The sequence below is a fragment of the Clavibacter quasicaliforniensis genome, assembly GCF_051201715.1.
In the GTDB taxonomy this organism is placed as follows: Bacteria; Actinomycetota; Actinomycetes; order Actinomycetales; family Microbacteriaceae; genus Clavibacter; species Clavibacter seminis.
Map to the genome: position 1 here is coordinate 2,529,928 of NZ_CP139624.1, position 22,434 is coordinate 2,552,361.

A 22,434-nucleotide genomic window follows, 5' to 3' on the forward strand; every position below is an offset into this window, starting at 1 on the left:
ATCCCGATGCGCGGTCGTCCTCCCCGTCATCCGCGCCCCGGACACGGGCCTTGCCGTCGCGGTCCGGGCGCGGGACCCTGTGCGCATGGATCCCCACGAGCGCCGCGTCGCCCTCCACCGCCGCACGGCCACCGCGATCGGCGCCGTGCTGCTCGCCGCCGCGATCGCGCTGGGCGTCGCCGGGGTCGTCGTCTACACGGGCGGATCAGACCTCGGGCTGTTGCTGCTCGTGGCGGCGCTCATGCTCCTCACGGCGGGCGCGGGCCTCGTCGTCGCGGCCGTGCGATCCTCCGCGGACCGCCCGCGCTGACGCGGATCCGCTCCTCCCCAGGACGAGTCGACGGATCCGTGTCCGCCTCCCGAACCCGCCCCTGCCGCGCGCCGCCCGGCCGTCCTAGGGTCGGAGCATGACCATCGCCGCCCGCGGGCAGACCCTCGTCGACCTCCACACCGCACCCGAGCTCCTGAGGGTGGTGAACGTGTGGGACGCCATCACGGCCGCCGCCATCGGATCCCTCCCCGAGACGAAGGCGCTCGCCACCGCGAGCCACTCCATCGCCGCCACCTTCGGCTACGAGGACGGCGAGAGGATCCCGCTCGACCTCCACCTCGACATGATCGGCCGCATCGTCGCCGCCGTCGAGCAGCCCGTCTCCGCCGACCTCGAGTCGGGCTACGGGGACGCGGGCGAGACCGTGCGCCGCGCCATCGGCGTGGGCGTCGTCGGGGCGAACCTGGAGGACGGCATGCGCCCCCTCGACGACTCGATCCGTGCCGTCGAGGCGGCCGTCGCAGCAGCGCAGGCCGAGGGCGTGCCGTTCGCGCTCAACGCCCGCACCGACGCCTACGTGCTGGGCGGCGACCGCGACCGGTCCGACGTCCTCGCCGACGCCGTCGAGCGCACGCGCGCCTACATGGCCGCCGGCGCCACGAGCGTCTTCGTGCCCGGCCCGCTCACGGAGGACGAGGTGCGCACCCTCGTCGAGGCCGTGGGCCCGCAGCGCCTCACCGTCATCGGCGTCCCCGGATCCCTCTCCCCCGCGCGCTTCGAGGAGCTCGGCGTCGGCCGCATCTCCTACGGCCCGTGGACCCAGCGCGTCGCGCTCACCGCCCTGCAGGACATGGCGAAGGACCTCTACGCGGGCGGCGCGCTGCCCGAGGGGACGCGGCCTCTCAACTGACGCGGTCCCGGCGTCGCCTCGGTCGACGTCGACCGGGGCACGGCAGGCGCGGTCGAGCCCGCGTCCACCGCGCCCTGGTTGACTGGGCACCCACCCGAAGGAGCACGACGTGACCGACACCCCCGCCCCGGCGAACGCCGCATCCGTCCCCCGCGCCGACATCGGCGTCATCGGCGGATCCGGCCTGTACTCCCTTCTCGACCCCGCGACGAGCACGTCGCACCGCATCGAGACGCCGTTCGGCCCCACGTCGAGCGAGGTGACGGTCGGCGAGCTGGCCGGGCGCCGCGTCGCGTTCCTCACCCGGCACGGCGCGGACCACTCCGTCGCGCCTCACCTCATCGACTACCGGGCGAACATCTGGGCCCTGGCGTCGCTCGGCGCCTCCGCCATCGTGTCGTCCTCGGCGGTCGGCGGCGTCTCGCCGGACTACCCGCCGGGATCGCTCGTCCTCACCGACCAGCTCCTCGACCGCACGTGGGGCCGCCCCGACACCTTCTTCGACGCCGGCGTCGTGCAGCACCTCTCCGCCGCGGATCCCTTCGACCCCGAGCTGCACGCGCTCGCGGCCGCCGCGCTGGTGGAGCTCGAGGGCGGCGAGAACGCCGATCCCGCCGGGCCGCTGCGCACCTCGGGCACCGTCGTCGTGATCCAGGGCCCGCGCTTCTCCACGCGCGCCGAGTCGCTCTGGTTCCGGCAGGCGGGCGCGCACATCGTCAACATGACGCAGTACCCCGAGGTCGTGCTCGCCTCCGAGCTCAACATCGGCACGGTGAACCTGTCGTTCGTCACCGACGCGGACGCGGGCCTCGCACCTCTGCCCGGCGAGCAGGGCGATGCCGTCACGGCGGACCTGGTGTTCGCCCGGCTCCGGGAGGCGCAGCCGCGCATCGTCCGGGCGATCGAGGCGGTCGTCCGCGCCATCCCCGCCGACTACCGCGGACGGCCGCTGATCGACCCCGATGCCGTGGCGTCCGTGCTCGCGCGGCATGTCTCCGGCACCGGCCCGACGACCGGCACCGCTGACACGACGGACGCGCGCTCGTGACCGACGGGATCCTCCTCGTCACGGGAGGCGCCGGCTTCATCGGCGGCGCGATCGTGCAGGCCGCGCTCGAGGAGGGGCGGCGCGTGCGCGTGCTCGACTCGCTGCGCGCCGACGTGCACGGCGGCGACCCGGAGATCGACCCGCGCGTCGAGCTCGTGCGAGGCGACGTCACGGACCCGGACGCCGTCGCAGGCGCGCTCGACGGCGTGGACGTCGTGTGCCACCAGGCCGCGAAGGTCGGCCTCGGCGTCGACTTCCTCGACGCGCCCGACTACGTGACGACCAACGACGGCGGCACGGCCGTGCTCCTCGCCGCCATGACCCGCGCGGGCATCGACCGGCTCGTGCTCGCGAGCTCGATGGTCGTGTACGGCGAGGGCGCGTACGCGGGCGTCGACGGCCCGGTGCGCCCGCCCGCCCGCCGCGTCGCCGACCTCGACGCCGGGATGTTCGATCCCCTCGATCCCGCGACGGGCGAGCCGCTCGTCCCGCAGCTGATCGGCGAGGACGTGCCGCTGGATCCGCGCAACGTGTACGCCACCACCAAGCTCGCGCAGGAGAACCTCGCGAGCTCGTGGACCCGCGCCACCGGTGGTCGTGCGGCCGCGCTCCGGTACCACAACGTCTATGGGCCCGGCATGCCGCAGAACACGCCATACGCGGGCGTCGCCTCGCTGTTCCGCTCGGCGCTCGCGCGCGGCGAGGCGCCGCGCGTCTTCGAGGACGGCCGCCAGCGCCGCGACTTCGTGCACGTGCGCGACGTCGCCGGCGCGAACCTGGCCGCGCTCGCCTGGACCGCAGACCGCGAGGCGGGATCCTTCCGGGCCTTCAACGTCGGCAGCGGCACCGTGCACACCATCGGCGAGATGGCGGAGGCGCTCGCGCGGGAGGCCGGCGGATCCGCGCCCGTCACCACGGGCGAGTACCGGCTCGGCGACGTGCGGCACATCACGGCGTCGTCGGATCGGCTGCGCACGGAGCTCGGCTGGCAGCCGCGGATGACCTTCGAGGAGGGCATGCGCGAGTTCGCGACGGCGCCGCTGCGGAGCGCGGTCGTCTGAGCCGAGGGCGCCCGGCAGCCGCGGCGGATCCATGGCGGGTCGTACCCGGGTGCCGCTCGTCCGCCGAGCCCGGCACCTCCGACGGACGAGTTCGGTGCCGTCGGCTCGCCACACTGGGGGCATGACCTCCGCATCGCCTCGCCGCATGGCCGCGCGCTCCGGCATCGCCCTGGCCGTCGGCGCCGCATCGCTCGCCCTCGTCGGCTGCTCGAGCATCACCGACGACATCGCCGACATCTACTCGATCACCTACGAGGTGACGACCACCGGCCCGGCCGACAGCGGCCTGACGGACGTCTCGTACGCCGAGGCCTCCCACCGCGGACGCCCGTCGATCGTGAAGGAGGTCGGCCAGGCGTCCCTCGCGCCCGGCGACGACTCGGCGAGCTCGGTCTGGTCGGTGGAGTCCGTCGTGACCGCCGAGGACTGGGCGTTCGTGCAGGCCACCCCGGTGGACGGCGAGGCGCTGACATGCCGGATCCTCGTGGACGGCGTGAAGGAGATCGCGACCTCGACCGCGGCACCGGGGCAGCCCGTGACGTGCCAGGTCCCGACGGCGCCGTTCGGCTGAGCGCACCCGCCGCGCGGCCGCGAGCCGACCGGCCGCGCCGGCCGACCTCGCGGCCGATCCGGCCGGATCCCGTCAGTACTTGGCGGACTGCCCGCCGTCGATCGGCAGCACGGCCGCATTGACGTACGCCGCGTCGTCCGAGAGCAGGAACGCGACGACCGACGCGATCTCCTCGGCCTCGCCGTAGCGCTTGGTCGGGTTGCCCTGGATGAACTGCTCGGCGAAGCCGCGCGGGTCGTTCGCGTCGCTCTGCTTCATCGACGCCTCGACCATCGGCGTCCAGATGGCGCCGGGCGCGATGGCGTTGATCCGGATGCCGAACTGCCCGTACTCGACGGCCGAGTTGCGGGTGAGGCCGACGACGCCGTGCTTCGCGGCCGCGTAGCCGGACTGGTTGCCGACGCCGCGGATACCGCCGACGCTGGCGGTGTTCACGACCATGCCGGAGCCCTGCTCGCGCATCACGGCGAGGACCTTCTCGAGGCCGAGGAACACGCCGCGGAGGTTGATCGCGACGACCCTGTCGAACTCCGCGGCCGTGAAGTCCTCGGTGAGGTTCTGGCGGCCCTCGATGCCCGCGTTGTTGAAGAAGCCGTCGATGCGGCCGAAGCGCTCGACGGTCTGGCGCACGTAGGAGTCGACGTCGGACTCCTTCGACACGTCGGCGAGGACGGTGAGGATCTCGGCGTCGGGCGTCGCGGCCGTGACGGCGGCGACGGTGTCGACCAGGCCGCCCTCGGAGATGTCGACGAGGGCGAGGCGCGCGCCCTCGGCGGCGAGGCGGACGGCGGCGGCGCGGCCGAGGCCGGATCCTCCGCCGGTGATGAGGACGACCTTGTCGGTGAAGCGGGTGGTGGTCATGGGGTCTCCTGACGAGTGGGGCGGTGGCCCGCGTCTCGTGGGCGGAGCCACTGGTCCATGCGATCGCATGGACATCCCTACCGTAGGTCGGTTTCCTGGACGCGGCCTCCGCGCGCCGCCCGCAGCTCGGGCCGCCGCCGCTCCATCCGCCTCCGCACCGCGACGAAGACGAGGCCGGCCAGGACGATGTGCACGAGCACCAGCGCGATCGCATCGGGCTCGACGAACGCGATCTCCCAGCCCGACGACGCCCAGGCCATGCCGCCCAGCAGCACGCGGGTCACCGTCAGCTGCGTCCAGTGGAACGCCATCGCGATGAGGAGCGCACCCTCCATCGGGATCCGCCGTGCGGCGATGAGCGCGAGGCCGAACAGCCCGAGTTGGAGCACGTACACGACCGCGTCGTTCCCGGCGGGAATCGGCGTGAAGGCGCCGGTGTCGGATCCCGCGATCGTCAGAAGGATCCAGCGGCCGGACTCGATGACCACGCCGGTGGCCGGGAAGAGGGCGGTGGTCACGACCGTCGCGATGACGAGCCCGGTGCCGTCGCGGAGGTTCGTCCACATGTACCCGCGGAGGGCGAGCTCCTCGGGGATCGCCTCGTAGAGCGCGAGGACGACGCCGTTGAGGAGGAGGAACCCGGCGAACGCGGCGAGGTCGACGCCGTCCACGCGGATCCAGCCGAGGAGGCCGGCCGGGACCCAGACGACCGCACCTGCCACCGCTCCGACGCCGACGCCCAGCGCGATCGGCCGCCGGATCCGCCGAGACAGGCCGAGGCTCGCGAGGCTCCTGCGGTCGAGCCGCCGCCGCAGGAGGACGACGGCGGGCACGACGAGCGCGGACATCAGCACGGCCTGCAGGACGATCCTGGCGAGCAGGCCGGCGCCGGTCGCCTGCTCCACCGCGTCCGTGATGCCGATGGCGAGGCCGAGACCCACCCCGAGCACGACCCAGGCGAGGAGCGCGACCGCGACGGCGCGGATCCATGGCTGCGGGCGACGCGTCTGCGCGTCGAGGCGCGGATCGGCGGACTCGGCGCGCGCGGTGGAGGGCGCGGCTGCGGCGGCAGGGCGGGCGGATGCGGGCACGGGACTCGTCTCGTAGGCGTCGGGCGGTCGATCCAGGCTGGCCGTCGGGCCGGTGCCGCGCGACCCCGACGACGGCGCGGCCCGCATCTGGGGCGCGGGATCAGGCCGCTGGCGCCCCCGCTGATCCATCCGCCGACGTCGACGGTTCGGTGAAGTCGAACACCAGCACCCCGTGCGGATCCGGCGCAAGCAGCGGCCCGACGAACTCCTTGAACGCGGCGTGCTGCGCGTCGATGCGCGCCGGATCCGCGATGAGCGGCTCCCCGAGGTAGAGGTTGCGGTCGCCCTCCGAGGAGAAGGTCAGCACGAAGCCGAGCTCGAATCCGCGGCCGACGCCCTCGGGGCTCGACTGCCGGCCGGCGTGCAGCGAGCGGATGTACGGGCCCGAGCCGTCCGGGTGCGGGGAGTCGGCGAGCGCCCGGAAGCGGCGCTCGACCTCGTCGCGGTCGGCGGGCGACGCGTCGTCCCGGAGCCGGAAGAGCACGACGTGGTGCACGAGCCCGGGGACGTGGTCGCGGGCGGTCAGCTGGGCGTCGGTGGGGGCGGGGCGGTCGTCGATGGTCATGTCCGGATCCTGGCCCGATCCGGCCGCGACGGCGCGGCCACGAGATGACGGCGCCTCAGGAGACGACGGTGCGCTCAGGAGGTGACGAGGAGCGGGACGCCGAGCGCGAGCCCGGCGGTGCCGACCACGAGCTGCGGCCACGTGCGGCGGGCGATCCTGCGGCCGGCCCGGCGCGCGACGACGATCGCGGCCAGCGCGTCGAGGGTGACGAGGGCGCCGGCGACGGTCAGGATCCAGGCGATGACGGTGGTGGCCACCCGCCCAGGGTACGGGCCGCCCCGTCGTGACCCGGACGGGGCCTCGCCGTCCCGGATCCGCCGCCGTAGCCTGGCGGTACGCGACCACCGCCCCGGCCGCGACTCCCGGTCCTCGACGAGGAGGCCTCATGACGGACCCGCTCGACGCTCCCGACGACGCCCTCGCCCGGCGCCTCCGCGACGATCCCGAGGCCGCGCGCCGTCTCGAGGAGCTGCGACGCCGCGCCTACGGGCGAGACGGATCCACGGCGCCGCTCGTCGAGGTCCCCGCCGACCTCCGAGCGCGCACCGGCTACGACGCGGACGAGCTGCCGGCGCCGCTCGTCGCCCTGCTCGCCGAGGAGGCGCGGCTCGTCGACGAGGGCGCGGCGTTGTTGGCGTCCGAGCGTCCGGCGGCCGATGCCGCGCGGGCCGGGCAGCATGCGGGAGCGGAAGCCGGAGACGCCGCCGAGGCGGCCGCGCCACGTCGGCCACGCGTCCGCGGGGTCCTCGTGATGGTCGTCGCGGGCCTCGTCGCGCTCGCCGGCCTCGGCACCGCGGCGGCCATGGGTTCCCTCGACGCCGGATCCACCGCCTCGACGCCCCCGACCGCCGAGGGCGTCGGCTCCGCCGTCACCTCGACCGCCACCCCGCGCGGCCAGGCGATGGGCACGCCCGACGGGCGACGCGGATCCGTCGTCCCGGACTTCACGGCGGATCCGCCCGTCAGCGTCCCGATGACCGACGCCGAGCTGGCCGAGGACCTGCGGGTCCGCGCCGACCGGGCCTGGGACATGGTGCTCGAGCAGCAGCCCGACGCGGTGCGGCCGGACGTGGGGACGGAGCGGGTGGTCGACGAGGAGGACTACGTCGATCAGCAGGTGGCCTGCCTGCGGGACGCGGGGATCACGGCGTCCGTGATCGGCCAGGACAGCTACAGCCTCACCGACGCGGATCCGGTCACCGTGTACACCTGCCAGGTCCGCTTCCCCCAGCGCGAGGCCGGCCCGCGCACCGACGCCGAGCTCGCCTACATCCACGACTACTACGTCTCCTACCTGATCCCCTGCTACGCCGCGGAGGGGAGCCCGTACGAGGGTGACGTCCCCGCCGTCGACGACTTCATCGCCGCCATGCGCGCCGAGCGCCCCTGGACCCCGTTCCCCGACGCGATGGACGAGGGGCTGGCCGCGGCGTGCCCGGCCCTCCCCGCGGCGTACCGGTGACCACCCCGGGCTCGCCCGCCGACGCCCTCCGTCGACGCCTGCGCGACGACCCGGACGCCGCTCGCGCACTCGACACCCTCCGCCGCGCCGCCTACGGTCGCGAGGACGGAGACGCTCCGCACGTGGGGGTGCCCGAGGGGATCCGGCTGGCCGCCGGGATCGAGGTCGACGCGCTCTCGGCACCGCTCGTCGCGCTCCTGGTCGAGGAGCACCGCCTCGTCGGCGAGGGCCGGGAGCTGCTCGCCGCCGATGCGCGGGCGACCCCGCGCGCGTCGGACGACGTCCCGACCGCGGCCGGGGAGACCGCGGATCCCCGCGCGCACCCGCTCGCGCCGCGCCGCCGCCTCCTCCGCCCCGGCCCGGTCGCCGCGGTGCTCGCGGGCGGGCTCCTCGTCGTCGGGCTCGGCACCGCATCCGCGGCCGGCCTCCTCTCCGACGACGACAGCTGGCGATCGCAGGAGCCCACCTCGACGCCCGGCCCGCCGAGCACGCCGGATCCCCGCATCGGCACACCCGTGCCCGCGTTCACGGAGGAGCCGCCGGCGAAGCTGCGCGAGGACCTCACCGACGTCGAGACCGCGCAGGCGCTCCGGGAGAGCGCCGACTCCCTCTGGGACCGGGTGCTCCTCGAGCGTCCCGACGCCGTGCGCCCCGACCTGCCCGTCGAGCGCGTCCTCGACGGCGAGGAGTGGGTCAGGCAGCAGGCCGCGTGCCTGGGCGAGTCGGGGGTGCGCGTCCAGGTCATCGGGACGGGCGAGGACACCCGGCTGGGCGCCCACTCCGCGGATGTCGCCGTGGAGTACGCCTGCTCGGTGCGCTTCCCGACCACGCCCGACGGCCCGTTGACGGACGCCGCGCTCGGCTGGCTGCACGACTACTACGTCGACTTCCTCCTCCCCTGCTACGCGTCCGAGGGCGAGCCGTTCGAGGGCGACGTGCCGGATCGGGAGGCGTTCATCGCGTCGTCCCGCGCCGGGGATCCCTGGCAGCCGTACGTCGAGACGCGCGACGGCATGCTCGACTCACGCTGCCCGCAGGCGCCCGCGGGCCTCCGCTGACCCGCCGCCGCGCCTGCTGAGGACGCTTCTCAGCGCGGTTAGGGTTGAATCCGTGCGCGCCCCCATCGGACCCCGGCCCCGCGCCACCGGTCCGCGATGACGGATCGGCACACCCCGTGGGCGCCGGACGACGACGACGCGTCCCCCTTCGACCGGCCCGCGCGCCCGCGCCGCGAACGGGCACCCCGCGCACGACGGACCCGTGAGGACCGGGCCGCGGAGGGATCCCCCGCCGCATCCGCCACCGCCACCGCCACCGCGACGGCGACGGCGACGGCGACCGCGATCCGCACTCCCGCGGACCACGACCACCCGCACGACCACGACCACGACGCACCGCGCCCCGCCCGCGCCGCCCCCGCCGGGATCCGCACCGGCCTCGCGACGGGCCTCGCCCTCGTCCTCCTGCTCCTCGCCCTCCGCGCCGCCTCCCCCGCGCTCGGCGACAGCGTCCTGCCCGACCGGCTCCAGGACCTCGTCACCCTGAGCGTCAGCGTCATCGTGGAGTCGCTGCCGTTCGTGATCCTCGGCATCGTGCTGTCGATCGTCGTGCAGGTGTGGGTGCCGCCCGGCGTCATCGAGCGCCGCCTCCCCCGCAACCCGTTCGCCCGCCGCGCCTGCATCTCGTTCCTCGGCATGGCCCTGCCCGTCTGCGAGTGCGGCAACGTGCCGCTCGCGCGCGGCCTCGTGGTGCGCGGCTTCACGGTGCCGGAGTCGATCACGTTCCTGCTGGCCGCGCCGATCCTCAACCCGATCACCATCATCACGACGCACGCGGCCTTCGGCTGGGACGGCTGGATCCTCGTGGCCCGCCTGGTAGGCGGCTTCCTCATCGCGAACGTGGTCGGCTGGCTGTTCAGCCTCCACCCCGAGCCCGACCGCCTCCTCACCGACGAGTTCCGCGCCGAGTGCGCCCTGCCCGATCCGCACGCCCACGGCGGCGCGCGCGTCCGGAAGTCCATCTCGCTGTTCGGCCGCGAGGCGACGACGATCATGCCGGCGCTCGTCATCGGATCCCTGCTGGCCGGCCTCATCCAGGTCGCGGTGCCGCGCGAGGTGCTCGTCACGCTCGGCGGCAGCCCGATCCTCTCGGTGCTCGCGCTGATGCTCCTGGCCTTCGTCGTCTCGGTCTGCTCCAACGTGGACGCGTTCTTCGTGCTCTCGTTCGGATCCGTGTTCCTGCCCGGCGGCATCGTCGCCTTCCTGGTGTTCGGGCCGGTCATCGACGTCAAGATGCTCGCGCTCATGCGCACCACCTACTCGACCCGCACGCTCGTGATGATCACCTCGGTCGTCGCGCTGATCAGCCTCGCGCTGGGATGGGGTGTCAATGCCATCGCCTGACGACCGGGAACCCGCCGACCGGGAGCCCGCCGACCGGACCGTGACCGTCCTCCGCCGCGCCCGACGCCGCCGCGCCGCCGGCGGTCGCGCCTCCTCCACGGTGGGCCTCGTGCTCCTCGCCGCGTGCATCGTCTCGACGCTGTGGCTGACGATCACCGGCCAGCTCGGCCTCTACATCCACCCGCGCTACTTCGTGTTCACCGGGATCATGGCGGTCATCGGCCTGGTCGCGACGGTCGCGGGGTTCGCGCTCCGCCCGGCCGACGCCGCGGAGGAGCACGACCACGACCACGGATCCGCCGCGCTCGACGACCTCGCCGCCGGACCCACCGGACGCGCCGAGTCCCCTGCCGCCCGCGCCTCCCTCCGCGCCCGCGCCTCCCGCGTCGCCGTCGCCGCCGTCGTGACGGTCACGGTCGTCGCCGTCCTCGTGCTCCCGCCGCGGACGCTCACCCAGAGCACCGTCACGCAGCGCGCGCTCAACTCGAGCACGGTCGCCTCCGACGCCGCGCCCGACCAGGAGCTCCTCGGCACGAACGACTTCTCCACCCTGGGCGTCAAGGACTGGTCGCAGCTCCTCGCGCAGACCACGGATCCCGCCTTCTTCACCTCGAAGTCCGTCGACATCACGGGCTTCGTGAGCGCCGACCCCGACGACCCGGACGACGTGTTCTACGTCACGCGCTTCGTCGTCACCTGCTGCGCGGTCGACGCGCAGCCCGTGGGCGTCCCCGTCTACCAGCCGGGGTGGAAGTCGACGCTGCAGACCGACGAGTGGGTGCGCGTCACCGGCCCGTTCGCGTCGAACCCGAGCGCGAAGAGCCGGCAGCCGCTCGCGGTCATGCCGCAGGGCGTCCAGCAGGTCGACCAGCCCGCCGACCCCTACGTCTACTGAGCCGCCCGTGACCGACGCCCCCGCCTCCCCGCGCGCCTTCCGCCGGGCGTTCACCGCCGTGATCCTCGTGCTGGTCCTCGCCTGCGGCGGCCTGCTCGCGGTCGCCGGCAGCCAGGGGCCGCGGCTCGTGCGCACCGACGTGGATCCGCTCGCCGTCGTGCAGCAGTCCCGGCAGCGGCTCGTGCTCGCGGCGAACCGGCCGATCCAGCCGGTCGACGTCTCGCGCATCAGGATGGAGCCCGGCGCCGACTTCACCGTCGACACGCAGGCCGACCGCATCATCATCGACTTCACCCGGCCGCTCGCCTACGACGCCGCGTACACGGTGTCGATCGACGGCGTGCAGGGCGTCGGCGGCGGCCCCGCGTCCGACCTCGCGACGTCGTTCCGCACGGGCGATCCCGGCATGTACGTCCTCGTCCGCGGCGGCGAGCAGCAGGCCGACCGGATCCTCCGGCAGAGCGTCGCCGGCGGCGGCCAGGGCGCGAGCGACGAGGTGTTCGAGGCCACGAAGATCCAGGAGTATGCGGTCGTCGGGCAGTCGCTCGTGGTCGCGACGCTCCAGGACGACGGCACGAACGGCCTCGTGATCGCGGGGCTGGACGGATCCGGCCAGGTCGACCTGCCGCTGCCCGGCCGCGGCACGCTCCAGGACCTCCATGCCGAGGACACCGGGACCACGATCGGCTTCCGCTTCACGAGCACGGACGGCGGGCCGTACGACGACACCCTCATGGTCGACGACGTCGGCGCCGGGGCGACGCCGACGCCCGTGCTCGGGCTCGACGGCCAGGCGATCAGCGCGCAGGCGTGGGGCTTCGTGCCCGGGCGCCCGCAGCTCGTCGCGCACGGGCAGGACGGCGACCTCTACCTGGTCACGGTCGACGGGTCGTCGCCCATCGTCCCGCTCGGCCGCCACGGCACGCTCGGGCCGTTCTCCGCGGACGGCACGCGGCTCGCGGTCACGGATCCCGGCTCGACGACCGAGATCGACCTGCGCACCGCCCAGCAGACGACACTTCCCACCGAGACCGGCGGCGCCGACCTCCAGTACGACGGCGCGATCTCGTTCGTGCCCGGCGACGACGGCGCGGTGCTGCGCGTGCGCACGACGCTCGATCCCGCGACGGGCACCGCCACGCAGCGCCTCGTCGTCGTCCGCGACGGGACGGCGAGCGACGTCTACGTGCCCGCGGACCCGGCCACCCGCATCACGGGCCTCTCCGTCACCCCGAACGGCCGCTTCGCCCTGCTCGAGACCGTCCCGGATCCCGCGCGCGGCGCCAGCGACGACTACCCGCGGAACCCGCGCGACACGTCCGTGACCACGCTCCTCGTCGAGCTCGCGACCGGCACCGTGACCCGCAGCGTCGCGGGCTTCGAGGTCACGATCGGCTGACCCGACGGGCGTCGCAGCACGACCCCGCACGCGCCGACGGCCCCGGCTCCCCGGAGGGAGACGAGGCCGTCGATGCGTTCTGCTGTGATCGCAGGTGGTGCCGTCCCGGGGTCGAGCCCGGGTGGGTGCTACTTGGTGTTGACGGTGATCTTGGCGATGCCGACGACGAGCTGGTCGGTGACCGCGGTCGTGCCGAACGTGCTGTTCAGGAGCGACGCGGCGTCGGGGCTGACCTTGACCGTGGTGCCCTCGAGGACGGCGTTGTCGCCCTCCATCTGGAGGGGCTTCAGGGTCGTGCCGTCGAGGTTGAAGATGTAGACGTCCTTCATGACCTCGCCGTCGCCGACCTGGACCGAGCCCGTGAGGCGGCTGGTGCCGGGGTCGATGACGAAGTCGGTGAGCTTCACGACGGTGGAGCCGGCGGTGAGGCTGATGCCGGAGCCGGAGTGGTCGATCTCGCCCTGGACGTAGGGGCGGTAGGACTGCTCGGGGTCGAAGTACTTCACGTTGCCGCCGGTGATGGGGAACGCGAGGGTGCCGGTGGATCCGTCGAGGGTCGCGGTGCCGATGACGCCGGGGGTCAGGCCCAGGGTCGTGAGGGCGCCGGTGAAGCCGGAGTCGAGGGTGACCTTGGTGTCGACGCCGGTCAGGGTCGGGATCGTCGCGAGCGGCGTGGGGTTGGCCTCGGTCGTCGCGGTCGCGGCGGGCTTGGAGGCGCTGGAGGACGACGGGGTCTCGGCGGGGGTCGAGCAGGCCGCGAGGCCGACGACGAGGAAGCCCGCGGTGGCGAGGCCGAAGACGGACTTGGTGAGGTTGCGCATGGGATTTCCTTCGCTGTGTGGGACGGGGATCCGCCCGGTACCCCCGGGCGACACAGGGACTTCGGCGCGGCCGGAGAACGGGTTGGGGTCGGTCCGCCATTCCCAGGTGAAGGCCAGGTTCACGCGCCGCTCCCCCGGGATCACGGGGATCGGCGGCGGGGCCTCTCCAGCTCGACGCTTGACTTCCGACTGTCGCCGATATATCGTCGCTACATCGCGACAGCACGCCGCGATCCACGACATCACCTGACCGGAAGGAGCGCTCATGCGCACCCACGACCACGACGACCACCTCTCGTCCCCCTCATCCGCCGAGGTCCCCGCCGACCGCCACGAGCCCCGCATGCAGCACCACCGCGGCGGGCGACCGCGCATCATGCCGGGTCACCCCCTCGCCCGCGGCTTCCGCCCGGGCGACGGTCCCGGCTTCCCCGGGTTCCCGGGCTTCCCCGGGATGGGCGGATTCGGCGGACCCGGCTTCGGCCCGGGCCGGGGACGCGGCGGGCGGGGTCGCGCCCGCCGCGGCGACGTCCGCCTCGCGATCCTCTCCCTGCTCGCCGACGCGCCCTCGAACGGCTACGGCCTGATCACGGGCATCGCCACGAAGACCGAGGGCGCCTGGCGGCCGAGCCCCGGATCCGTCTACCCCACGCTCCAGCAGCTCGTCGACGAGGACCTCATCGTCGCCGACGAGTCCGGCGCCAAGAGCGTCTACTCCCTCACCGACCAGGGCCGCGCCCACGTCGAGGAGCACAAGGAGGAGATCGACGCCGCCTGGGCCGCGACCACCGACAAGTCGGAGGGCGAGGACGCGTTCCAGACCAGCCTCATGAAGCTCATGGGCGTGGTGAAGCCCCTGATGCACGACGCGACCGACGCCCAGCGCCAGGCCGCGGCGGCGAAGCTCGACGAGACGCGGCGCGCGCTGTACGCGATCCTCGCCGACTGATCCACCTGGGCCACACGGCCCGGCACGACGACGGCCCCCGCTGGTGCGGGGGCCGTCGTCGTGCGTGCGGGGCGGATCAGCGGATCGCCGCTCCCGTGTCGAGGTCGTCGCCGGCCTCGAGATCCGGGCCGTCGGACTCGGTGATGTCGATGCCGAGGCCGCCGTCCGCGTCGTCGTCCGCGACCCCGTCGTCGTCGTCGCCGAGCGGCACGATGCGCTCGGCGTCGACGGCCTCCTGCGCCTCGCGGGCGTCGACCCCGACGAGCTCCTCCTCGTCGACGCCGGTGTCGTCCAGGTCGCGGTCGGCGGGGTCGCGCGGGTTCTCGATGTCGCTCACGGTGCTCTCCTTCGCTCGTCGATGCGGCGCGGACGCGCCGTGCATCGACGGTACGCGCCCCGGCTCCGCGCCCGCTGGCCCGACGCGTCCGGCGAACGACGGGAGGGCGGCTCCGCTCAGGAGACGCCGACGGTGATCCGGTGCCAGCCCGTCGCGCCGTCGGGGGCGGGCGGCGCCTCGTCGGAGGTCTGCGTCGCGCCCGAGGTGTCGGTGGCGCGCACCTCGACGCTGTGGGATCCGCTCGCCGCGTCCCACGCGTACGACCACTGCCGCCACGTGTCCGCGCCGACGCCGTCGCCCAGCGTCGCCTCGACCCAGTCGCCCTCGTCGACGCGCACCTCCACCTTCTCGATGCCGGTGTGCTGGGCCCAGGCCATGCCGGCGATCGCGGTGCGTCCCGCGTCCACGCGCGCGCCGGAGCGCGGGGTGTCGATGCGGGAGCCCGTCTTGATGGGGCCGCGCTCGGTCCAGCCGCGGGTCGACCAGTAGGCGACGTCCTCGGCGAAGGTCGTGACCTTGAGCTCGGTGACCCACTTGGTCGCCGAGACGTAGCCGTAGAGGCCGGGCACGACCATCCGCACCGGGAAGCCGTGCTGCTGCGGCAGGGGCTCGCCGTTCATGCCGACCGCGAGGATCGACGCGCGATCCGGATCCGTGAGCGCCTCGAGCGGCGTGCTCGCGGTCCAGCCGTCCTGGCTCGTCGAGAGCACCATGTCGGCGCCCGCGGTCGGCTTCGCGCGCTCGAGCAGGAGGCGGATCGGGTAGCCGAGCCAGAGCGCGTTGCCGATCAGGTTCCCGCCGACCTCGTTGGACACGCACGTGAGGGTGGTCACGTGCTCCTCGAGCGGGAGGGCGAGCAGCTCGGCGAACGTGATCTCGACCTCCTGCTCGACCATGCCGGTGATGCGGAGCTTCCACGACGCCGCGTCGACCGACGGCACCTGCAGCGCGGTGTCGATGCGGTAGAAGTCGCTCGCCGGCGTGAGGAACGGCGCGAGGCCGGGGACGCCGAGCTCGGCTGTCGCGGGGATCGTGGCGGCGGGCGTCGCGGCGCTCGGGAGGACGAGCGTGCGGCGGAAGTCGTCCACGCGGGCGGCGGCGGCGTTGAGTCCGCGGGCCACGGATCCGGCGACGACGGAGGTGAGACCTGCGACCGCCGTCATGAGGAGGAACGTGCGGCGCTCGACGCGCGCACCGGCACCGGGGGTGAGCGGGGCGCGCGCGGCCGGGCGGGCGATGCCGCGCACGGGCTCGGCCACCGCCGCGGATGCGGACGCCGCGCGGTCCGCCGCGTCCCGCCAGTCGCGGAGGCGGTCGGCGCCGCGGTGGAGGATGAAGACGCCTGCGATCATGCCGACGATCGTGGGGATCGCCGCGGCGCCCGTCGCCCCGGCGCGCGTGGTCGCCGCGAGCACGGCGACGCCGGCGAAGAGCGCGAGCACCACCACGCCGAGCGGCGGGCGGCGCACCTGGAGGATCCCGGCCAGCGCGGCCGCGGCGAGCACCACCAGGCCGAGCACGACGATGAGCGCGACCTTGTCGCCCGTGCCGAACAAGGCGATCACGGTGTCCTTGACGCCCGCGGGCACGAGGTCGATGACGAGCGCGCCGACCGCGAGCACCGGGCTCGCCGCCGGGGCGACGAAGGCCGCGGCGATCTCGGCGACGGCCAGCACGGCGAGCGCCGCCACCACCCCGAGGAACGCGGACCACCAGCGGAGGGCCGCGCGGGTCACGAGGCGACCGGCTTGCTGTAGGGGAGGATCACGTCGAAGCGGCAGCCGCCCTCGATGTTCTGGACGGTGACGTCGCCGTCGTGCGCGCGCACGATGCCGCGGACGATCGCGAGGCCGAGGCCCGCGCCGCCGCCGCCCGACGCGTAGCCGCCGTCGTGCGTGCCCTCGGCCTGCACCGCGGGATCCGGCGGCGTGGCCTCGACGGGCGCAGCCGGGAAGTCGGGACCGAGCGCGGTCTTCTCGGCGGCGCTCTTCCCGTAGGCGCGCGGCGTGCGGGATCCGGTCGACCGCCAGCCCGCGTCGAACACGCGCGGGAGGTCGGCCTCGGGGATGCCGCCCGCGGTGTCCTCGACGGACAGGACGGCGAGGTTGCCGGAGTCGCGGTGCGCGGAGATGACGATCCGGCCGCCGGGGAGCGACTGCTGGATGGCGTTCATCACGAGGTTGCCGACCACGCGCGAGAGCTCGCGCGGGTCGCCCTGCACCACGAGGTCGTCGTGCGCGGTCACGCCGCGGAGATCGACCTGGCGGGCCTGGGCGACCGGACCGAGCTCGGCGACGGTGTCGCTGACGACGTCGTAGAGGGAGACGCGCTCGACGGCGAGCTCGAGGCTGCCCGAGTTGATGCGGGACAGCTCGAACAGGTCGTCGACCATGCCGTTGAGGCGGTTCGCCTGCACGCGGATCTGGCGGAAGTAGCGGTGCTCGTCGTCGACCATGCCGTCCTCGAGGGACTCGGCCATGGCGCGGATCCCGGCGAGCGGCGTGCGCAGGTCGTGCGACATCCACGCGATGAGCTCGCGACGGCTGCGCTCCTGGGCCTCCATCTTGTCGCGCGCGTCGGCGAGGCGGCGGTTGGCTGCGCTGAGCTCGCGGGCGAGCTGCGCGAACTCGGTGCTGGTGGGGCGGCCGGGCTCGACGGCGGCCTCCTCGCCCATGGACGCGGCGTAGCGGCCGAGCTCGCGGCTGCCGCGCACGAGGGTCATGCCGAGCATCGCGGCCATGACGAGCGAGACGAGCGCGGAGACGGCGGCGACGGAGAGGAACGCGGTGAGGCCGGCGTCGTCGACGAGCATGCTCGCGGTGACGGCGACCATGCCGCCGACGACCGAGAGCACCGCGGCGAGCGCGACCACGCAGATCTGGAGCACGAGGGAGCGGCGGCGGAGGGCGCGCAGCAGGACGCTGGCGCCGAGGCCGACGACCGCGGCGCAGACGAGCGCGGTCAGGACGACGACGAGGAAGGAGTCGGCGGTCACGCGTCGGCCTCGGCGGGCGTCGCGGGCGCGGCAGGCGCGGCAGGCGCGGCGGGCGTCGCGGGTGCAGCGGGCGTCGCGGCGTCCGGGTCGAAGCGGTAGCCCACGCCCCAGACGGTGCCGAGGAGCACGGGGTGGGCGGGATCCGCCTCGATCTTCTCCCGCAGGCGCCGCACGTGCACGGTGACGGTCGAGAGGTCGCCGATCTCCCATCCCCACACCTGGCGCAGCAGGTCGTCGCGCCCGAACACGCGTCGCGGGTTCCGGAGCAGGAAGGCGAGCAGGTCGAACTCGCGGGAGGTGAGCGACAGCATGACGCCGGCCTGGTGGATCTCGCGCGCGCCGAGGTCGAGCACGAACGGCCCCGCGACGAACGGCGGCTCGGGCACGGCCTCGGGCACCGTGCGGCGGAGCACGGCGCGGACGCGCAGCACGAGCTCGCGCGGGGAGAACGGCTTGGCGAGGTAGTCGTCGGCGCCGGCGTCGAGGCCGTTCACGCGGTCCTCGCCCTGGCCGAGCGCGGTGAGCATCACGACGGGGACGGGCGACTCGGGGTGGTGGGCGCGGATCCGGCGGCACACCTCGAGGCCGTCGAGGCCGGGGAGCATGCGGTCGAGCACGACGAGGTCGGGCATGCGCTCGGTGGCGACGCGCACGGCCTCGAGGCCGTCGGCGACGGTCTCCACCTGGAAGCCCGAGGCCTTGAGGTAGCGGCAGACGACCTCGTTGACCGTGGGGTCGTCCTCGACCACGAGGATGCGGCGGCCGCGCAGCGGGTCCGGCCGCGAGGGATCGGGCCGCGCGGGGTCGGGGCGCCCGGCGTCGGCGCGCGCGGGATCGTAGGTGGGGCTCACCCGGTCAGACTATGCGCGGTCCCTGGGCCCGACCCCGCGGGTGTCCGGCTTGCGAGCGAGCCGTCACCCCTCGGGTCGCGGCGGCGCGGCGGCGCGGCGGCGCGGCGATCGGGCGCGTGGCGGGCGGGCGCAGGCGCGGCCTCCTAGGCTCGACGGATGACGCCAGCGCTCGTGGACGTGGTCCTCCCCTGCCTCGACGAGGAGGAGGCCCTGCCCTGGGTCCTCTCCCGCCTGCCCGAGGGGTACCGCGCGATCGTCGTCGACAACGGATCCACCGACGGCTCCGCCGAGGTGGCGCGCGCGCACGGCGCCCTCGTGGTGGCGGAGTCGCGCCGCGGGTTCGGCGCTGCCGCGCACGCGGGGCTCGAGGCCGCGACCGCGCCGCTCGTGGCGTTCTGCGACGCCGACGCGTCGATGGATCCCGCGCTCCTCCCCCGCGTGGTCGACCCGGTCCGCGACGGCGAGCGCGACCTGGTGCTCGGCCGCCGGGTCCCGTCGGCGCGCGGCGCGTGGCCGCTGCACGCGCGGATCGCGAACCTCGAGCTGGCCAGGCGGCTGCGGCGGATCACGGGCGTGCCGCTGCACGACCTCGGCCCCATGCGCTGCGGGCGGCGCACCGAGCTGCTCGGCCTGGGCATCCTCGACCGGCGCAGCGGCTATCCGCTGGAGATGCTGCTGCGGGCATCCGCGGCGGAGTGGCGCATCCTTGAGGTGGACATGCCGTACGCGCCGCGCGTGGGGCGGTCCAAGGTGACCGGCACCGTGCGCGGGACCGTCACGGCCGTGCGCGACATGTCGCGGGTGCTGGCCGAGGCGCGAGCGGCGGCAGCGGGCGCCAACCGCACCCTGGGAGGAGCCGCGTGACCGCCGTCGTCGTCATCGCCAAGGAGTGCATCCCCGGCCGCGTGAAGACGCGCCTGCACCCGCCGTTCACGCTCGAGGAGGCGGCCGAGCTCGCGTCCGCCGCCCTCGCCGACACGCTCGCCGCGGTCGACGACGCCGCGCCCGCGCGCCGCGTGCTCCTCTTCGACGGCGAGAACCCGCCCGCGGAGGCCGCGGGCTACGACGTGATCCCGCAGGTGACCGGCGATCTCGACGAGCGCCTCGCCGCGATGTTCGACGCGCTCGACGGCCCCGTCCTCCTCGTGGGCATGGACACCCCGCAGCTCACCGCGTCCCTCCTCCGACCCGTGCTCGACTCCTGGGCCGACGGCGCGCGCGGCCCCGACGCCTGGTTCGGCCCCGCCAACGACGGCGGCTTCTGGGCGCTCGGCCTCCGGGATCCGGACGGCGCGCTCGTGCGCGGCGTGCCCATGTCCCGCGACGACACGGGCGCCGTGCAGCTGTCGCGCCTGATCGACGCCGGGCTCGACGTGGCGATGCTGCCCGAGCTCACCGACGTGGACACGGTGGACGACGCGCGGGAGGCGGCCGAGGCCGCGCCCGCCCATCGCTTCGCCCACGTGCTCCGAACCCTGGAGACCGGCGCGAGCACCCGCGCCGCCACCACCGCACCCGCGACATCGCAGAGGGACCCCGCATGAGCCTGGCCGTCGACCACCCCGAGGACCGCGCCTCCGCGCGCGTCCGCACCTTCGGATCCGGTGGCGGCGAGCCCTACGCCCGGGCCCTCCGCGATTCCGGCGAGGTCCTCTTCCTGTCCCTCGCGTCCTCCGACGACGACAGCGCAGAGGTCATGGACCTGGGCCGCTGGAGCGCCGACGCCGACGCCGTGGACGCGAGCCTCCTCGCCGACGCCGCCGGCCCCGTGCTCGACATCGGCTGCGGGCCGGGCCGCATGGTCCGCGCGGCCATGGACGCCGGGCTCGGCGCGCTCGGCATCGACGTCTCCCCCACCGTGGTCGAGATGGCCGCGGGCCTCGGCCTCCCCGTCCTCCACCGCTCGGTCTTCGAGCGCCTGCCCCGCGAGGGCGGCTGGGGCACGCTCCTCCTCCTCGACGGCAACATCGGCATCGGCGGCGACGCGGCCGCGCTCCTCGCGCGCTGCGGCGACCTCCTCGACGACCAGGGCGCGCTCGTGGTGGAGACCCACCCGGATCCCGCCCGCGACCGCACCTTCGAGTGCACGGTCGAGGACGGCCAGGGCCGCGCGAGCGACCCGTTCCCGTGGGCGCAGGTCGGCCGCGACGCCGTCGCGCGCATGGCGGGCGACGCGGGCCTCGACCTCGTTCAGTGCTGGGAGACCGAGGGCCGGTCCTTCTGCCGCCTCGTGCGCGCGTAGAGCGTCGCGACGACGGCCGTCGCCACCGCGGTGGCGACCCACATGAGCGCGAGGCGCGGCGCGTAGTCCGCGATGAGGATCGTCGGGTTGTCGTTGCCGATGGCGCGTGCCCGGATCTCGGGGACGACCACCAGGGTCATCACCGCCATCACGATCACGCCGGCCTGCACGATCACGAGCGATCCCGGTGGGAGGCGTCGCCCGGCCTTCCGGATCAGCAGGCCCGCGACGAAGACGACGGGCGACAGGATCGCGTCGTGGACGAGGATCGCGATCAGCAGGAACACGGCGACGCCCACGACCTGGTCGGTGCGCTGCGAGTCGAGCAGCACGAGCGCGCCGACGGCGAGGCCGACGACCCCCACGGCGATGAGCGCGATGCGGGCGGCGAGCACGCCGCGCGTCGCGGGGATGCGGGTGCCGGTCATCACATGACCTCCAGGGTCGAGAGCCACTTGGTCTGCAGCACGCCGGGACGCCCGGGCGCGATCATGCGCGCCGGGTAGCCGTGCTGGATGTCGAGGGGCGCGCCGTCGAGCTCGAGCGCCACGAGGGTGAGCGGGTCGCGCACGTACTCCGGGCCCATCTCGGTGCGCCGGAAGCCGCCGCTCTTCTCGAGGCTCGTGACGCGGAGCCGGGCGCCGGGGTCGGCGCCGACCTGGTCCATGAGGTCCATGAGGCGGACGCCGCGCCAGGTCGCCGACTGGCTCCAGCCCTCGACGCAGGAGATGGGGAGCGTCGCGGTGACGAGCCCCATGCCGCGGAGGTCGTCCATTGTGAAGGCGCGGGAGGAGGAGCCGTTCGAGACGGTGAGCGTCCACCCGGCGTCCATGGCGGTCTCGGTGACCCCTGCGGCCTCGGCCGTGCGGTTGACGGGGAGCGCCTGCGGGCCGGTGCCCATGACGCGCGGGCCGAAGGCGTTGAACGGGGCGAGGATCCGGAACGACTGCCCGGCGGTGAGGCCCACGACCGCGGCGACGGATGCGCCGACCGCCACGAGGAAGCCGCGGCGGGCGACCGGGGTGGGCGTGACGGGGGTGTCGTCGATCCAGGCGAGCACGCGGCCGGTGATGCCGCGGGGCGCGCGGGCCGGAGTGCCGTCGGGCGCGTCGGCGGGCGCGTCCTCCGCCTCCACGATGGGCGACTCGTCCGCCTGCCCGCGCCGCCAGTGCCCGGCGATCGCGGGCAGCTTGACGCCGATGTGGATCGCGAGCGACCCGATCACGACGAACGCCAGCGCGAAGTGCGTCTGCCGGAAGTAGAAGGGGAACGGCACCCACTGGAACGTGTTGAGGAGGCCCATCGTCACCTCGAGCAGCGACGCCCCCACGAACACGGCGATGGACGCGCGCTCCAGGAACGACACGACCCCGGTGACGGGCGGGTACGTGAGCAGCTCGGGGAAGACGATCCAGAGCTTGGCGAGCAGCAGCGGCACGCACGCGATGCCGGCGGTGATGTGGATCCCCTGCGTCAGCCGGTACAGCGACACGGGCGCGGTCGGGAAGCGCATCCACGGCAGCGGGTCCTGGAGGAAGTGGCTGTAGAGGCCCGTCGTGAAGCACACGAGGAAGGCGATGCCGAGGAGGCGGCCGACCACGACCGCCAGCCGGGTCGTGCGCGCGGGCGAGGCCAGGCGGCGCCTGGCCTCGTGCATCAGCGTCCGCATGGGGGTCGTCCTTCGTCCGGGGAGCGGCGGGTCG

Annotated in this window: 25 protein-coding genes; 14 read left to right on the forward strand and 11 right to left on the reverse strand. The window is 74.6% G+C overall.

What is annotated here, in order from left to right; all coding sequences use genetic code 11:
* Positions 1 to 85: 85 nt before the first annotated feature.
* The 5 genes from NL142_RS12020 to NL142_RS12040 all read left to right on the forward strand — a co-directional run bounded on the left by NL142_RS12020 (position 86) and on the right by NL142_RS12040 (position 3,861).
* Complete coding sequence (locus NL142_RS12020) at positions 86 to 310, forward strand: hypothetical protein (RefSeq protein WP_435079784.1); 225 nt, start codon at positions 86 to 88, stop codon at positions 308 to 310.
* A gap of 97 nt (positions 311 to 407) precedes the next feature.
* Entirely contained in the window at positions 408 to 1,181 is a 774-nt protein-coding gene (locus tag NL142_RS12025) for an isocitrate lyase/PEP mutase family protein (RefSeq protein WP_435079786.1), read from the forward strand.
* A gap of 109 nt (positions 1,182 to 1,290) precedes the next feature.
* A complete protein-coding gene (locus NL142_RS12030; RefSeq protein ID WP_435079788.1) occupies positions 1,291 to 2,229 on the forward strand; it encodes an MTAP family purine nucleoside phosphorylase in 939 nt (312 codons plus the stop codon).
* Entirely contained in the window at positions 2,226 to 3,290 is a 1,065-nt protein-coding gene (locus NL142_RS12035) for an NAD-dependent epimerase/dehydratase family protein (protein ID WP_435079790.1), read from the forward strand. Before NL142_RS12030 ends, NL142_RS12035 begins: the two co-directional genes overlap by 4 nt.
* 121 nt (positions 3,291 to 3,411) lie before the next feature.
* Positions 3,412 to 3,861, forward strand: a complete 450-nt coding sequence (locus NL142_RS12040) for a hypothetical protein (RefSeq protein ID WP_435079792.1) — start codon at positions 3,412 to 3,414, stop codon at positions 3,859 to 3,861.
* A 72-nt stretch (positions 3,862 to 3,933) separates the two neighbouring features.
* On the opposite strand, the gene NL142_RS12045 is transcribed toward NL142_RS12040, so the two are convergent.
* The 4 genes from NL142_RS12045 to NL142_RS12060 form a co-directional block, all read right to left on the reverse strand.
* Complete coding sequence (locus NL142_RS12045; RefSeq protein ID WP_194684836.1) at positions 3,934 to 4,722, reverse strand: glucose 1-dehydrogenase; 789 nt, start codon at positions 4,720 to 4,722, stop codon at positions 3,934 to 3,936.
* Between the two features lie 77 nt (positions 4,723 to 4,799).
* Positions 4,800 to 5,813 carry a CPBP family glutamic-type intramembrane protease gene (locus tag NL142_RS12050; RefSeq protein WP_435079795.1) on the reverse strand — a complete coding sequence of 338 codons (1,014 nt, stop codon included), beginning with the start codon at positions 5,811 to 5,813 and terminating at the stop codon, positions 4,800 to 4,802.
* Between the two features lie 100 nt (positions 5,814 to 5,913).
* Positions 5,914 to 6,378 (reverse strand): Dabb family protein, encoded by a 465-nt coding sequence (locus NL142_RS12055; protein ID WP_435079797.1) that lies wholly within the window; start codon positions 6,376 to 6,378, stop codon positions 5,914 to 5,916.
* Between the two features lie 74 nt (positions 6,379 to 6,452).
* Complete coding sequence (locus tag NL142_RS12060; protein WP_435079799.1) at positions 6,453 to 6,635, reverse strand: hypothetical protein; 183 nt, start codon at positions 6,633 to 6,635, stop codon at positions 6,453 to 6,455.
* A gap of 128 nt (positions 6,636 to 6,763) precedes the next feature.
* Here NL142_RS12060 and NL142_RS12065 point away from each other — a divergent pair, with 128 nt between their 5' ends.
* The 5 genes from NL142_RS12065 (at position 6,764) to NL142_RS12085 (ending at position 12,536) form a co-directional block, all read left to right on the forward strand.
* Positions 6,764 to 7,840, forward strand: coding sequence for a hypothetical protein (locus tag NL142_RS12065; RefSeq protein ID WP_435079801.1), 1,077 nt, complete (start codon positions 6,764 to 6,766; stop codon positions 7,838 to 7,840).
* Complete coding sequence (locus NL142_RS12070) at positions 7,837 to 8,898, forward strand: serine/threonine-protein kinase (RefSeq protein WP_435079803.1); 1,062 nt, start codon at positions 7,837 to 7,839, stop codon at positions 8,896 to 8,898. The genes NL142_RS12065 and NL142_RS12070 overlap by 4 nt, the downstream gene beginning before the upstream one ends.
* Positions 8,899 to 9,183: 285 nt before the next feature.
* Entirely contained in the window at positions 9,184 to 10,242 is a 1,059-nt protein-coding gene (locus tag NL142_RS12075) for a permease (RefSeq protein WP_435081597.1), read from the forward strand.
* Positions 10,229 to 11,137 (forward strand): TIGR03943 family putative permease subunit, encoded by a 909-nt coding sequence (locus NL142_RS12080; protein ID WP_435079805.1) that lies wholly within the window; start codon positions 10,229 to 10,231, stop codon positions 11,135 to 11,137. The genes NL142_RS12075 and NL142_RS12080 overlap by 14 nt, the downstream gene beginning before the upstream one ends.
* A 7-nt stretch (positions 11,138 to 11,144) precedes the next feature.
* Positions 11,145 to 12,536 carry a hypothetical protein gene (locus NL142_RS12085; protein WP_435079807.1) on the forward strand — a complete coding sequence of 464 codons (1,392 nt, stop codon included), beginning with the start codon at positions 11,145 to 11,147 and terminating at the stop codon, positions 12,534 to 12,536.
* Between the two features lie 128 nt (positions 12,537 to 12,664).
* Here the strand turns inward: NL142_RS12085 and NL142_RS12090 are convergent, their stop codons facing one another.
* The gene (locus NL142_RS12090) at positions 12,665 to 13,357 is read right to left on the reverse strand and encodes a hypothetical protein (RefSeq protein WP_435079809.1); all 693 of its coding nucleotides are present in this window, start codon (positions 13,355 to 13,357) and stop codon (positions 12,665 to 12,667) included.
* A 265-nt stretch (positions 13,358 to 13,622) separates the two neighbouring features.
* On the opposite strand from NL142_RS12090, the gene NL142_RS12095 reads away from it, so the two are divergent.
* Entirely contained in the window at positions 13,623 to 14,306 is a 684-nt protein-coding gene (locus NL142_RS12095) for a PadR family transcriptional regulator (RefSeq protein WP_435079811.1), read from the forward strand.
* A gap of 76 nt (positions 14,307 to 14,382) precedes the next feature.
* Here NL142_RS12095 and NL142_RS12100 read toward each other — a convergent pair whose 3' ends face one another.
* The 4 genes from NL142_RS12100 to NL142_RS12115 form a co-directional block, all read right to left on the reverse strand.
* On the reverse strand, positions 14,383 to 14,643 hold the full coding sequence (locus tag NL142_RS12100; protein WP_194684844.1) for a hypothetical protein: 261 nt from the start codon (positions 14,641 to 14,643) through the stop codon (positions 14,383 to 14,385).
* Positions 14,644 to 14,759: 116 nt separating this feature from the next.
* Positions 14,760 to 16,379, reverse strand: a complete 1,620-nt coding sequence (locus tag NL142_RS12105) for a molybdopterin-dependent oxidoreductase (RefSeq protein ID WP_435079813.1) — start codon at positions 16,377 to 16,379, stop codon at positions 14,760 to 14,762.
* Entirely contained in the window at positions 16,376 to 17,638 is a 1,263-nt protein-coding gene (locus tag NL142_RS12110) for a sensor histidine kinase (RefSeq protein ID WP_435079815.1), read from the reverse strand. The genes NL142_RS12105 and NL142_RS12110 overlap by 4 nt, the downstream gene beginning before the upstream one ends.
* Positions 17,635 to 18,489: a response regulator transcription factor gene (locus NL142_RS12115; RefSeq protein ID WP_435079817.1), complete on the reverse strand. Its 855-nt coding sequence runs from the start codon at positions 18,487 to 18,489 to the stop codon at positions 17,635 to 17,637. Before NL142_RS12115 ends, NL142_RS12110 begins: the two co-directional genes overlap by 4 nt.
* Positions 18,490 to 18,645: 156 nt before the next feature.
* On the opposite strand from NL142_RS12115, the gene NL142_RS12120 reads away from it, so the two are divergent.
* From NL142_RS12120 to NL142_RS12130, 3 genes are read left to right on the forward strand one after another with little or no spacing between them, the layout of a single operon-like run.
* Entirely contained in the window at positions 18,646 to 19,353 is a 708-nt protein-coding gene (locus NL142_RS12120; protein WP_435079819.1) for a glycosyltransferase family 2 protein, read from the forward strand.
* Positions 19,350 to 20,033, forward strand: a complete 684-nt coding sequence (locus NL142_RS12125; protein ID WP_435079821.1) for a TIGR04282 family arsenosugar biosynthesis glycosyltransferase — start codon at positions 19,350 to 19,352, stop codon at positions 20,031 to 20,033. Before NL142_RS12120 ends, NL142_RS12125 begins: the two co-directional genes overlap by 4 nt.
* Positions 20,030 to 20,731 (forward strand): class I SAM-dependent methyltransferase, encoded by a 702-nt coding sequence (locus NL142_RS12130; RefSeq protein ID WP_079534717.1) that lies wholly within the window; start codon positions 20,030 to 20,032, stop codon positions 20,729 to 20,731. Before NL142_RS12125 ends, NL142_RS12130 begins: the two co-directional genes overlap by 4 nt.
* Here NL142_RS12130 and NL142_RS12135 read toward each other — a convergent pair.
* Positions 20,680 to 21,159, reverse strand: coding sequence for a hypothetical protein (locus NL142_RS12135; protein WP_435079824.1), 480 nt, complete (start codon positions 21,157 to 21,159; stop codon positions 20,680 to 20,682). The genes NL142_RS12130 and NL142_RS12135 overlap by 52 nt on opposite strands.
* Positions 21,159 to 22,400 carry a molybdopterin-dependent oxidoreductase gene (locus NL142_RS12140; RefSeq protein ID WP_435079826.1) on the reverse strand — a complete coding sequence of 414 codons (1,242 nt, stop codon included), beginning with the start codon at positions 22,398 to 22,400 and terminating at the stop codon, positions 21,159 to 21,161. Before NL142_RS12140 ends, NL142_RS12135 begins: the two co-directional genes overlap by 1 nt.
* Positions 22,401 to 22,434 lie beyond the last annotated feature (34 nt).